Raw genomic sequence first — 12,339 nt, 5'->3', positions numbered from 1 at the left:
TGAAGAGGTTTGACTATGCCCGCTTCTGTTAAAAAATGTTCTTTTTCAAACTGTTCATTCTCCTTAGTATCGCCCTGATTTTGGCTTTTACTTCTTCAGGGTTAAAGGGTTTGATCATGAAATCATCCGCTCCTAAATTGAGGCATTCGATCCTGTCTTTGCTCTGGTCGGAACCTGATAAAATAATGACCGGGATATCTCCGAAGAGATTACTTGACCTCAGCACTTTCGTGAATTCACGCCCGTTCAGGTTCGGCATGTTCAGATCGGCCAGTATCAGACTGGTTTCATTACCTTCTTCCAGCCAGGCCATTGCCTCCATTCCATCGCTTTTCAGGGTAATTTTATAATCAGTTGACAAAAAGTGTTCCAGAATTTTTCGTGTACTGGGTTCGTCATCGATTATTAGCAGATGATTCATAGTGTTCATGTTTTTTGTTCTTCTTTTGTAAAAATGTATAAAAAGGCTATGCCCAAAAATATGACTGTACTGGTCGGGGTTTGGCCGATCACAGGGTTACCATAATTCGCCACCGTCACACCCGTTACCCCCGCATAAATCGCCATGAGTTTTTGCCGCATCATCGACGGTTCCATTTTCCAGAGCTTGATACCGAAATAGATCAGGATATAAATAAAGAGCCCCAGGTAGATCGTGAGGCCGACCACCCCTGTTTCAACCCACACCCTTACGTACCAGCTGTCGGTAGGTGTCTGGGCCAGGAAAGTGTCGGGACGAAACCTTAAGCCCCAGTATCCTGATGACCCGATGCCGCCGCCCAAAGGCCTGCTGGCAAGGTACTCTTTTAATTTTTTCTGATTGTTAAGCCTTACCTGGAACGAGGCATCGGTAGGGTCAAGGGCACTCCGCATACGCTGTACCTGGTAGTTACCCTGACCTATGAATGTAAATTTCAGGATAAAAAGGATAGTCAGGGCTGTCCCTCCGCCGACAATCAGCAATTTCATGTTTTTAACCAGCAGGAAATAAATCGCAAATCCGGCGATGGGTACAAAAAGGCCGCCTCTCGTACCGGAAATGGCCAGACCCCACAAACAAAACAAGCCTGTGATCCAGTAGAAAAGTTTTTTTCCCTTTGAAAAATCACCCAGGGCCAGAATGACTCCTACCAGACCAATGTGTCCCATGGCTGCTCCGAACTGGCCTGCATCGGAATAAAATGAAAATACCCTGAGTTTGCCGTGGAGTACATGCGTCAGTGCATTGCCGTCATCCAGCCATTTTTGTTCTACGGCACTTACCCCCAAAAACAATTGCTTGGCTCCGTAAATAACCGCCAGGCACGAGAAGAATATCCAGATATGTAAAAATCTGTCGAGGTCTTTTTCAGTATTCATCAGCTCCATTCCCAGGATCATGATAATCAGCATATAGAAGAACAGACTCCTCATCGCAAAAAACCACGGGCCGGGACCTAAGGACTGGGGGTTGACGAGCTCAAATACGCAATAGGCACTCCAGACATAGGTAAAAATCAGCACAGGGTTGTTTTTGAGACTCGGCCATTTCTTGGAGTAAAAACGATGGAAAAATTCTGCCAGCAAAGTCAGAAGCAGGATGCCGTCCGTCATGACGCTCATCGGAGCATCAAGGTAACGGCCTAAACCGTTGAGTATAAATGAAATAATCAGATAGGTGTAAAGGCCCACCACCGGATACTTGATCTGTAAAACCAGGTAAGCAAGAGCAAAGGGTAAAGCAAGAAGAGCTATTCCAATGACCAGACCTCCCTTGGCAACAACAAAGGCCAGAGAAACTGCTGTTATCAGGAAAAGCAAAAAATGCAGAATGTACCGATATGTAAGTTTTATAAGCACATTTGAGGTGGTTGCAAAAATTAGTCCAAACTTTTCGGAGGATAAAGAATGATAAAGAATATCACAAAAATGTTATTGACCGGGCATTTTTCTGGATTTTAGGGAGAAAATATTGAATGAAACAAATCCTCTCATTTTAAAGATTTTATGCCTTTAAATAACGTTTGTGGCCTATTTTAATAATAAGTTTTAAATTTTATCAAATAATTTGGCTATAATGCATTTGGTTTTGGAGACAACCTTTAACTATAATAATTCGTATATTTTTGAAATATCTAAACGGTCATCTTGATGAAAAAAAAATTACCCTTATTCTTTCTTTTGTTTCTGGGAATTTTAACGGTAGAGGCTCAGAGCCGTGTCTCGGGCAAAGTAACACTGAATGGTGATGGCTCCGCCCTTCCGGGAGTAACCGTCCAGGTCAAAGGCTCAGGCAAAGGCAGCCAGACCAACGGAGAAGGAAATTATGTTATTGAGGCTGCCAAAGGCCAGACCATCGTCTTCAGTTTTATAGGAATGGTAACGAAAGAGGTTTTGGTAGAAAACCAGAGTATCATCAATGTGGTGATGGAGGAATCTCTCAGCCAGCTGAATGAAATCGTGGTTTTAACAGCCCTGGGCCTGGAACGTAAAAAGGACGACGACGTGAGTTCATCCACGCTGATTGATGCCTCAGCCCTTAAAAGGTCGGGCGAGTCAGGGGTGATCCAGAGTTTGTCCGGTAAAACCTCAGGTCTGACCGTCGTCAGAAACTCAGGTGACCCGGGTGCGGGAGCGTATATCCAGATCAGGGGGCAGAATACCATTTTCGGGGAATCAAGTCCTTTGATTATCCTGGATGGGGTGCCTATTTCAAATTCAAGTCTAGGAGGCGGGGTTGACGGCGTGGTTCAGCAGTCGCGTCTGAATGACCTTAACCAGGACGACATAGAAAACGTGACGGTATTGAAAGGAGCCGCCGCCGCTGCGGTGTGGGGTACGGGAGCGGCCAACGGTGTAATCCTGATCCAGACCAAAAAAGGCAAAGCCGGCGGAAAAAAAGTCAGCATAGAAGTTTCCAACCAGGTGTCGCTGGATCACATCATCCGGGAATTTGAAAAACAGACTAAATTTGGTCAGGGGTATCCAAGGTACTGGATATCCGGAGCTTCGCGTGAAGCCTATACTTTTTTATACGATCCGAACAGCAGCTTTTCTTGGGGAGACAAGATCGGTTTAAGGTCGGGAGCAAAAGACGATGTGCGTGCCGGCAATGAGCGTTTTGAGTCTCAGAGCGGTAACGTTTATTATCCGATCCAGCAGAAAAATTCAAAGACAATTTATAATGAAAGCAACAGGGACCAGGTTTTTCAGACCGGGTTTACCTGGAATAAGTCAGTAGGTATCAATTTTAACAGTAACGCAGGAAGTACTTTTTTCAGCTTCTCGGACTGGGACCAGGAAGGTATTTTCAGGGATAATTCCACTTACCGGAGAACGACCCTCAGAATCAACAATGAAACCAAGCTGAGCGAAAAGGCCAAGTTGAAATTCAATACGACTTTTTCAAAAATACATTCGGACAGGATACAGCAGGGATCCAACCTGAACGGACTTTACCTGGGCTATCTGAGAACCCCGGCCGATTTTGACAACAGGGATTACAAAGGAACTTACTATAACCCGAGTGGTGTGGCTACTCTGAATGCCCACAGATCATACCGTAAATACCTGGGCGACGTGGCTCCCGAATACAACAACCCGGGATGGACCATCTACGAGCAGGAAAACCCGAATGACGTAAGCCGTTTTATTTTAAATCCGGAGTTAAGTGTGCGATTATATAAAAACATTACACTGACCTCCAGGTTCGGTATTGATTACTATAATGATGTGAGGGAAAGTTACTTCCCGGTTAACTCTGCCGGAGCAGCCAGCACGGGGTCGTTCGGCCGCACGGAGATGACGGAAATGAATACGAGTTTCAATACTTTCCTGACTTCAACACATGTTATCAGCGACAAATTTAACTTCAGCTGGATACTCGGCTCCCAGTTTGAGAGCCTTAAGTTTTCTTCATTAGGCGGCGGATCTACGCAGTTTACCAACCCTTATGTGGGTGATCTGAGGATATTCGGGAATGCCATAGCTGCGAATGAAAGCGTAGGTCTGAGTCGTCAGGCGAGTAAAAAGTCAGGAGCTTATGCCGTCATCAATGCGGAGATCCTGAACCAGGTTTACCTTGAAATGACCGGAAGGTACGAATTACCTTCCACGCTTCCTGCTGCTGTATTTTATCCTTCCGTGTCTGCCGGGTGGGTGTTTAATAAATACCTGCATTTCAAACCGCTTAATTATGCCAAACTCCGTGCTTCATTCGGGCAGGTGGGTATCGAGCCGGGAGCTTATCTGAGCAGCACCAACTACGGAGCCTACGACAGGGGCTCTACCTGGGGGGACTTCCTGCAGGCCAGCAATTATGGTAACCCTTATGCCAGAAGCAGCAGTGCCGGTAACCCGAACCTGAAACGGGAATTGGTGACAGAATATGAAGTAGGCGGAGATTTCAGGTTCTTTAATGATTTTATCACGATAGGAACAACTTATTATAACAGGAAAACAACCGATGCTCTTTTGCCGGTTAACCTTGCTCCGTCATCAGGATACACTTCCGTGTGGAGAAATGCGGCAGAAATATCCAACAAAGGATTTGAGATTGATGCAGGCATAAGACTGGCGAAGACACATGACCTTGAGGTCAGGCTGGATGCGAACTTCTCGAAAAACAAGAATATGGTAGAAAGCCTAAGCGGTGTGGAATCATTCTTCCTGGATGGTTTTGCCGGGGCGTCTTCAAGGGTAGTGGAAGGTTATCCTTTCGCGGCTTTGTGGGGAGGTAAGTGGCAGAGAGACGGTCAGAACAACCTGATCCTGGATCAGAACGGTTTTCCGTTGCCGTCAACTTCCGAGGGTGTGATCGGAGATCCGAACCCTAAGTGGAAAGGCGGCCTGGGGGCTAACCTGAGCTGGAAAGGCATTTCTCTTTCCGTTCAGTTTGAGACTTTCCAGGGCAACCAGGTCTGGGCCGGAACCAGCGGTATCCTGAAATATTTCGGGATAGATCCCGAAACAGCCAACGAATTTGTTACCAAACAGGAAATGAAAACCTATGACGGCAGAACGGTTTCGACCGGAACGACAGTCAGAGGAAACGTGGCCAATTTTGGTGGCGGTAATGTTATCCTTGACGCCGACTGGTATTCTGACCTGGGTGGTGGTTTTGGTCCGGTGTCTGAGCAGTTCATTGTCGACGGCTCATGGACCAAACTCAGAGAAGTATCTGCCGGATACACTATCCCGGCTTCATTGGTACAAAAGATCAGGCTGAATTCTGCTTCGATTAATTTTACGGGAAGAAACCTGTTCATCTGGTCGCCTATTAAATATTTTGACCCTGAGGTCAACCTGACGGGAGCGTCAAAAGGAAGAGGTCTGGAGTATTTCACCAACCCCGGTACAGGCTCTTATGTCGTCACAGTTAAATTAGGATTTTAATTAATTAAGGCAATGAAAATAGCAAGAAACATCATATTACTCTTTTTAGGAATCAGCCTCAGTCAATGCAAAAGTTTTGTGGATGGGGTGAACGTCAACCCCAATCAATTTACCGATGCTCCGCCTGAACTGATCATCGGGCAGGTTGAAATTGCGGTGGTGATGCTTAACGAGTCACAGCCGGCCAGGTTTGCGGGTATATTCACAGACCAGTTTACAGGTTTTGACCGCCAGTTTTTAGCCTACGATTCTTATAATGTTATTTCAGGTGACTTTGATGATACCTGGACCAATATTTATTCTTCGGGCATTGCCCAGGCACGTATCGTGCAGGAAAAAGCCGATAAAAATCTCGTGCTGAAAGGTCGTGCACAGATCATGGAGGCCATTCTGGCAGGTGAAGCTACGGCTTTGTATGGTGATGTGCCTTATGTGCAGAGTTGTAAACCGCTGGAGTTTCCAAATCCGAAATATGATGCCCAGAAAGACGTTCTGGCGGCTGTGCAGACCCTTCTGGACCAGGCCATCCAGAATGTCGGTACCACCACTGCTTCGGGGGCTTTGTTTACTGCTTCCAACGCCACCTGGGCTGAGATTGCCCATACTTTGAAAGCACGGTATTACCTGATTGCGAAAGACTACGCCAACGCCAGAACACAGGCTTTGATAGGCATTTCCAAGGTAAACGGCGGTCTTCACTCGTTGCACACGGATGTGACTGGTCAGAAAAACCTTTTTTACCAGTTTGGCATTGAACAAAGGGGCGGCTATATGACCGTTACAAGGTCACACCTGAGAAAACTGATTACAGGCGAAAGGGCCAGGTTGCTGGCTACTCCGGGGGATGCCAACAGGGGTGAGGTCTATTTCGACCGTGAAGAACTCAACTATTTTGATAACGGATATTTTGCTGTCAATGCCCCTTTTCCTATCGTCAACTGGTATGAAAACCAGCTGATACTGGCTGAAGCACAAGCCAGAACAGGCAATACCACAGCGGCAGTAACAGCTTTTAACAACGTCAGAGACCGCCTGGCGGTGGTTTACGGCGGAAGCTTCCCCAGGACCACGGCTACCGGTGACTTGCTGATCAGGCATATCCTGGAAGAGAAGTATGTGACGATGATAGGTTCGCTACAGGTTTATCATGACATAAGAAGAACGGCCAACGCCATCGGTATTCCGGTAAAACTCAGTACCTCAAAACTGATTCCTCAGCGGTTTATTTATCCTCAGGTGGAGAAAAATGCCAATACGAGCTTCCCGGGTTTTGTGGATATATTTGTCCAGACCCCGGTCAATAAATGATCTTAAAACAATTTTTTTTAAAGGTCGCTCATTCATCAGGGGCGGCCTTTTTTTATTAAGTCATTCCTTAAACTGCAATTCAGTTAAGGGATAGAATCTCCACATTTGTTTTAGGACCAATTACAAAGTCAGTATTGAGATGACGTTCGGGATATCTATGCGTGCGTTCGGTACAACTGTGCTTCCGGTCCGCATGCCTGTGTAGGGTAGGAGCGTAAACAGAAATGTGTCGAGGTGATGTTTCAGGAGGTTTGTTTCCGGGTAGGAAATCGACGCACAGCTGATCCGGTCTGAACGGGAAAGTATTGCCAAACCGGGCCACAGGAGTTGTTCAGTTGAAAAACCTTTGCTGAACTTTGAACATCGGACTTTCAGATGCAAAACCCATCCTGGCGGTTCATCGTTCTTTTTACCATATCAGGATTTGGTTTGAGTACTTAGCAGGCGTTCCAGTTTTGAAAAGGTGCTTTGCCATCCTTTTACGTAATCGTGTTTTGAGTCGCTGCCGGGATTCTTATGTTCAAACTGCATCCTGGTAGATTCGCCTGCCGGAGTTAACATCAGAATAATAAATGATTCAACATCGGGTTCACTTTTCCACCGCCAGCTGAAAGTCAGCTTAGACAAAGGCAGTACCTCATCATACGTTCCACTGCAGGTGTGCTCTGTCTGGTCAGAGTCTCGAAATGTTACTTCAAAGTAGCCTCCCGGCCTTACATCAAGCTCTGCCTGTAAGACTTTTCCATTGGGATCAGAGCCAAACCAATTCATTATCTGGCTTGGATTTGTCCAGGCATCCCATACTTTTTCTACAGGGCTCCCGAAAGTGTGTTCAATAAATACGGAAGAATCATTGGTTATCATGCTTAATTTTTTTGATTGCCGGGGGTGATATTTTCGGTTCAGAGGAGCAACCCGTTATGATGAACGCAGCTTGAGAACCAAAGCCGCACTTCATCCTTATTCATATTGTCAAACGAGAGCGTTTTTAGCACAAAATGATGCTGACGTTGCGGTCCGGCACGCCAGCCTATGAACCTTGTACAACCTGCCCCGGCAAACGGTTATTTTTCACAGATTTCTTTCAGCTTACCGAGTGCTGTAGGGTAGGTCTCGTTCATATAATCTACAAAATCTTCAGTGGTGTCCAGGTCAACCGTAACGGTGGTAGCCCCGTTGTTTTCTTCGAAAGTGTAGTTTTCAAATCCGTTTGCCCATTTTTCAACGTCCGGCCCTTCTGTAATTTCCTCGCCGGCTGTTAAAAGACCATAATGCTGAATAGAAACAAAGCGGTGGGGAACGTTTTCAGTTATCCTGGAAACCATACCTCCCTTTTCTCCATTCTCATCGACGCCCACAAACAGGATTTTACTTCCTTTGTCCCAGTTCCCTTCATAGGTGGATGTCGGGTTAAACAAAGCAACCCATTGTTCATAAGTTGATTTACTGCCCAGGCCAAGCATAACATCATATACCTTGGTCACAGGTGCATTGATGTTTACTTTGAATTGTAATTTTTCCATAATATCGATATAGGTTTAAATTAATCTTTTGTTTCTTTATTTTCCTTCATACTTAGCTGTCGTTTAACATAGCCTGTAACCGCCAAATTGGGAAACGGATTATGAAGATACCAACAAAAAGCCGGATTGAAAATCGGAATGGTTTACTTTAAAAAATCATCCAGGTACCCTAATATTGTTTTCGTCTGCATCATCAGGGTTACGTGTCCCTGTGAAGGGACTATAGCTAAATGCGATTTTGGCATCGGTGCCATATCGGCAACTACACCACCTCCGAGGAGTTGATAAGTTTTCATCAACTCAATTTTATCCAGGCCATCATTGTCGCCTGAGATGAGCAATACCGGCGAAGTAATTTTTGCAATATTGGAGTCACCGCAGTCAAACGGCTCTCCTGCAAACTCAATCATTTGTTGTAAGAACTTTCTCCATTTGGTTTTGTCTGGTGCTACCGCATCGTATGCAGCTTTCAATGGCGTGTTATCAAAAAATTCAGGCTTAAAATCCTCAAATGCACCGTTTACTTCCGGTAACCAGCCACCGGATTTGTAAGTAGAAGAAATAATCACTAATTTTCTTAATCGTTCAGGGTAGTTTATGGCGAATTGGTAAGCTATAGAACCGCCCATACTATAGGCCGCCACATCAGCACTATCAATTTTTAAATGGTTCATTACTCCTTCCACATCACTTGCAAGGCTGACAATGTCTAATTTTCTCTCTGAAAAAGGGGAGTGTCCGTGTCCCTGGAATTCAATGGCGATAACTTTTCTTGTTTTTGACAATTCAGGTATTAATTCACCCCAATTCATGTTAATGTCATAAAAAGCACCGTGCAGCAATACGATGGGCTTGCCCTTTCCATATACTTCGTAATAAACCTTAATGCCGTTAACTGGTGCGTAACCACTGGCGTCGGGTTTATTCTGTTGCCCGTTAGATTGAAATACTGTAAAGAAAAGTATGGCAACTACTGATATGAGTCTGGGGGCGTTGAATCCGTTAAATACTCTTTTCATAGTGTTATTTTTAAGAGGTTAATAATTCGTTCAGTTCGTTTAATGTTGCTGTAAATCCTTCTTTGAAGCCCATTTCTGTCATTTTTTCCAATTCTTCAAGTGATTCAAAGTAAATTGAAATACAGACTTTAGTGATTCTGTTTCGTTCACTAAAAGCCAGGTCCCAGTTTGTAGCTGGCAGAATCGGCGTTTCGTCCTTATCTGTAAAAGAACTGAGGCATTTAAAATTTGATTTGGGTGTAACAGAAGTATAGTTAAATATTTGCCAACCTATTTCCGTTCCTTCCGGGTTTACCATTGCGTAAAACCTTTTACCTCCAACTCTGAAATCCATATATTTTGTTTTTGAAATAAATGGCTTTGGTGCCCACCACTGGTCAAGAATTTCCGGCTTTGTAAATGCATCCCATACGAGTGAAAGTTCAGCATCAAACTCTTTGTCTACAAATACGGTGTTTGTTGATTTGTCAACTTTAAAGTTGAATAATAAACTACTGTTCACTTTTTATTTTTTTAATGGTTGCTGATAAATTGTCAGTTTGATTGAATCTGGTTTCCCGGATTTTTCTGTATTGTTCTGACACCTTGCTAGTTATTAATGAAACTAATCGGTTGCGAATATATGTGCAACTATTTAGTTTCGCAAATTTATTTTGATTTTTTTATGAGGAAATGTCGGGTTTTGCATTTTGGGAACTCCGAAAATTTCTGCAAGTCGGTTTGATTTCGTGATGTCTGGAGCTGATTCACCTCTTTCCCATTTGCCTGCTGCCTGTGGACTAACTGCTTGCGAAAGATTGATTTTTTCCTGCTTTGGCAATTTTATTGCCGATTGATTTTGACTTTATAAAATTTATTTTATGGAATATTACAAGTTATTTTGTTGTCATCTCCTTATCCTTTAATACTGGCAAGTTCACGGACCGCGTTGGCGACAGCACGGAAATCTTTTTTCAGAATAGCATCGTGATTGCTCGAAACCTTTGCACTTATTTTGATTTTCGGATTACGTTCTATTACCGCATTAACCCCGGTACGAATTAGTTCTTGCTCGTCACCTTTGCTTCCGAATGACGCTCCGGATGCAAGTACATACCTTGTAGGTGTCGTAATTTTGTCCATAACCGGACTCAGTTTGTTTACGCTGGCTATTCGACCTAGCTCAATGTTAATTTCTGCCATCTTAGAGGCACTTATACGAGGAGTCAGCCCCGTTGGTCGCAATACCCACATTAATGGGTTTAGCCATCGGAAAAGTTTCCTGATACGCGTTTCTATTTTCTAGTTCATCCAGTCATAAGGCTGTGCACCGTCAACCAGAACTGCACCCAAACAACGGTCGGGATTGCGACTTGCCCAATGAGCTGCCACGAATGCTCCGTACGACCAACCCACCACCAATGCCTGCTCTACGCCTCTAGCGGCAAGAATAGCATCAACATCCTTAACACAAGTATCGAAGGAATAGTCGGCTGACTTCTTCGATTTTTTGCCTCTTGCCCGTTCGTCAAAAGTAATATGTCTGAATTCTGAGCCGAGCTCAACAATGACTTTCCGCCAATACCCCTGATTGGCAAACTGACCATTAAGGTAGATTACAGGAATCCCAGAACCACCAGTGTCGGTGACGGATAAGGCTGTATCGTCAATAGAGACCATACCCGTCCAGGCAAACTGACTATGTGATAGATTTTCGTTTTTCTCAGATAAGGCAATTTTATTGCCAATTGGTTTTGAATTTAGCATCATACTTTTTTTGTTTTTTGATGCTGCAAAGTTATTTTGTCCGGTGGGCGTAGTGCAAATAAAACCGGCTACTTAAAGTTGTAGATACGCTATATTCAGTTGCTTTCTGACAACTAATAGTGGTCTTGCAGATTCTCACGGATTTGTTGTCATAAAGTGTCTTAAAACATTGTCTTTGATTGGCGTAAAGTCGTAAGCTATTTTTTTATCATTTTTTTGGCTGTTGTTTGGTTTGTGTGATCGTCCAACATTGGTAATGGACAGGCGTTGTCGAAGGGGAAATAAAATTCCGTCCGCCCCTATTTTGACAAACCAATGTTAGCGGCAGTAGTTTTCCGCCTACAAGAAAGCCATTCCCAAAAATGAGAATGGCTTTTGTCTGCCTGTAAATGAAGTCTGTCAGAATTTCCCGTTGTTGTTTTTCCAGCTTTCTTTTGGTGCTATGGGTTCAATAATGTCCCAATGCATGGTAACTTTTCAATTATCAGCTCTAAACAAGTCGTAAAATGAAGTGTGCTTACCTGCAAGATGTCCTTCTCTAAGAACTAAAACAAAATTGCCTTCACCTAATACCTTGTGCATCGTGTCGTATTCATTGTGATACCTTCTACCTCCTGTTTTTTCGAAGGGTTTGTTCCGTCCGTTTTATAAGCCTAGAACTTTTGCTAAATGAGACGGATAATTTGCAACGTCTTTGGCAATATCTGTTCGTCTGTAAATGTTGAAGCAATTAAAACTGTCTAAAATGTCGTAACCACAAAAACGATAGTTGCTTGTAATGGGTAAGAACATATCTGATAAACCTTTGCCTTGAAGTAAGGTTTGGTCAGGGTTATCAAATGCTTCTGTTGGTGCATTCCACGTAGCTGAAATCATAAATTTTTTGCCTTGCATTAGTCCGCCTGTTCCATATTGAGCAGCCGGGTTTTCGGGTGTTCTGCCGTCACCAGTCAGGAATGATTTACTAAACAGGGCACTGTTAAAAACTTCGTCCACATATTTTTTGTAAATCCAGGGTGCTCCAAACCAATTGATGGGTGTTTGCAAAATTACGATATCGGCCTGTACGTGTTTTTTAACTTCTTCGTCTGGTTGGTAACCATCTTCAATTATTGTTTCTAAAACTTCGCAAGCATTGGCTTCAAAAAAGTCTTTTGCAACTTTAAAAAATGAGTTGTTCAGAGTTCCTTCTGTCCAATTTGGATAGGTCAAATGTGTATTGATAAGCAATACTTTTTTTGTTTCTGCCATTTTAAATTTGTTTTGTGATTATGGTACAAAATTAAAACTTCGTAAGACGAAGGCCGGAAACATTCTACTTCAAAAAAGGAAACAATTTACTGATTGAAATAAACCGATATTCTTTTAAG

12 protein-coding genes are annotated in these 12,339 nt (G+C 43.7%); 2 read left to right on the top strand and 10 right to left on the bottom strand.

The window, feature by feature from the left end:
- Positions 1-28 precede the first annotated feature (28 nt).
- Together GVN16_RS02335 and GVN16_RS02330 are read right to left on the bottom strand one after the other, a co-directional pair.
- Entirely contained in the window at positions 29-421 is a 393-nt protein-coding gene (locus tag GVN16_RS02335) for a response regulator transcription factor (RefSeq protein WP_229244008.1), read from the bottom strand.
- Between the two features lie 5 nt (positions 422-426).
- A complete protein-coding gene (locus GVN16_RS02330) occupies positions 427-1,800 on the bottom strand; it encodes an O-antigen ligase (protein WP_166562212.1) in 1,374 nt (457 codons plus the stop codon).
- A gap of 330 nt (positions 1,801-2,130) precedes the next feature.
- Between GVN16_RS02330 and GVN16_RS02325 the strand changes: the two genes are divergently transcribed.
- Positions 2,131-5,373 (top strand): SusC/RagA family TonB-linked outer membrane protein, encoded by a 3,243-nt coding sequence (locus tag GVN16_RS02325; protein WP_166562211.1) that lies wholly within the window; start codon positions 2,131-2,133, stop codon positions 5,371-5,373.
- Between the two features lie 12 nt (positions 5,374-5,385).
- A complete protein-coding gene (locus GVN16_RS02320; protein WP_166562210.1) occupies positions 5,386-6,681 on the top strand; it encodes a SusD/RagB family nutrient-binding outer membrane lipoprotein in 1,296 nt (431 codons plus the stop codon).
- A 417-nt stretch (positions 6,682-7,098) separates the two neighbouring features.
- On the opposite strand, the gene GVN16_RS02315 is transcribed toward GVN16_RS02320, so the two are convergent.
- From GVN16_RS02315 to GVN16_RS02280, 8 genes are all read right to left on the bottom strand, one after another.
- Positions 7,099-7,545, bottom strand: coding sequence for an SRPBCC domain-containing protein (locus GVN16_RS02315; RefSeq protein ID WP_166562209.1), 447 nt, complete (start codon positions 7,543-7,545; stop codon positions 7,099-7,101).
- Between the two features lie 200 nt (positions 7,546-7,745).
- The gene (locus GVN16_RS02310) at positions 7,746-8,204 is read right to left on the bottom strand and encodes an SRPBCC domain-containing protein (protein WP_166562208.1); all 459 of its coding nucleotides are present in this window, start codon (positions 8,202-8,204) and stop codon (positions 7,746-7,748) included.
- Between the two features lie 143 nt (positions 8,205-8,347).
- A complete protein-coding gene (locus GVN16_RS02305) occupies positions 8,348-9,223 on the bottom strand; it encodes an alpha/beta fold hydrolase (RefSeq protein WP_166562207.1) in 876 nt (291 codons plus the stop codon).
- A 10-nt stretch (positions 9,224-9,233) separates the two neighbouring features.
- On the bottom strand, positions 9,234-9,725 hold the full coding sequence (locus GVN16_RS02300; protein WP_166562206.1) for an SRPBCC domain-containing protein: 492 nt from the start codon (positions 9,723-9,725) through the stop codon (positions 9,234-9,236).
- Positions 9,726-9,857: 132 nt separating this feature from the next.
- On the bottom strand, positions 9,858-10,043 hold the full coding sequence (locus GVN16_RS26320; RefSeq protein WP_205748767.1) for a helix-turn-helix transcriptional regulator: 186 nt from the start codon (positions 10,041-10,043) through the stop codon (positions 9,858-9,860).
- Between the two features lie 74 nt (positions 10,044-10,117).
- Complete coding sequence (locus GVN16_RS25990) at positions 10,118-10,405, bottom strand: hypothetical protein (protein WP_205748766.1); 288 nt, start codon at positions 10,403-10,405, stop codon at positions 10,118-10,120.
- A gap of 99 nt (positions 10,406-10,504) precedes the next feature.
- Complete coding sequence (locus GVN16_RS25985) at positions 10,505-10,972, bottom strand: alpha/beta fold hydrolase (RefSeq protein ID WP_205748765.1); 468 nt, start codon at positions 10,970-10,972, stop codon at positions 10,505-10,507.
- Positions 10,973-11,614: 642 nt separating this feature from the next.
- A complete protein-coding gene (locus GVN16_RS02280; RefSeq protein WP_166562205.1) occupies positions 11,615-12,220 on the bottom strand; it encodes an NAD(P)H-dependent oxidoreductase in 606 nt (201 codons plus the stop codon).
- Positions 12,221-12,339 lie beyond the last annotated feature (119 nt).

The organism is Emticicia sp. CRIBPO, assembly GCF_009905725.1.
Classification (GTDB): domain Bacteria; phylum Bacteroidota; class Bacteroidia; order Cytophagales; family Spirosomataceae; genus Leadbetterella.
The sequence above is the reverse complement of the archived record's forward strand: the minus strand, read 5'-3'. Positions and strand labels throughout refer to the sequence as shown.

What these genes read in the sequence shown, in the direction of transcription:
- GVN16_RS02280 (WP_166562205.1), bottom strand. Translation starts at nt 12,220, where the DNA reads ATGGCAGAAACAAAAAAAGTATTGCTTATCAATACACATTTGACCTAT.
- GVN16_RS25990 (WP_205748766.1), bottom strand. Translation starts at nt 10,405, where the DNA reads ATGGCAGAAATTAACATTGAGCTAGGTCGAATAGCCAGCGTAAACAAA.
- GVN16_RS02325 (WP_166562211.1), top strand. Translation starts at nt 2,131, where the DNA reads ATGAAAAAAAAATTACCCTTATTCTTTCTTTTGTTTCTGGGAATTTTA.
- GVN16_RS02310 (WP_166562208.1), bottom strand. Translation starts at nt 8,204, where the DNA reads ATGGAAAAATTACAATTCAAAGTAAACATCAATGCACCTGTGACCAAG.
- GVN16_RS02305 (WP_166562207.1), bottom strand. Translation starts at nt 9,223, where the DNA reads ATGAAAAGAGTATTTAACGGATTCAACGCCCCCAGACTCATATCAGTA.
- GVN16_RS25985 (WP_205748765.1), bottom strand. Translation starts at nt 10,972, where the DNA reads ATGATGCTAAATTCAAAACCAATTGGCAATAAAATTGCCTTATCTGAG.
- GVN16_RS02315 (WP_166562209.1), bottom strand. Translation starts at nt 7,545, where the DNA reads ATGATAACCAATGATTCTTCCGTATTTATTGAACACACTTTCGGGAGC.
- GVN16_RS02335 (WP_229244008.1), bottom strand. Translation starts at nt 421, where the DNA reads ATGAATCATCTGCTAATAATCGATGACGAACCCAGTACACGAAAAATT.
- GVN16_RS02320 (WP_166562210.1), top strand. Translation starts at nt 5,386, where the DNA reads ATGAAAATAGCAAGAAACATCATATTACTCTTTTTAGGAATCAGCCTC.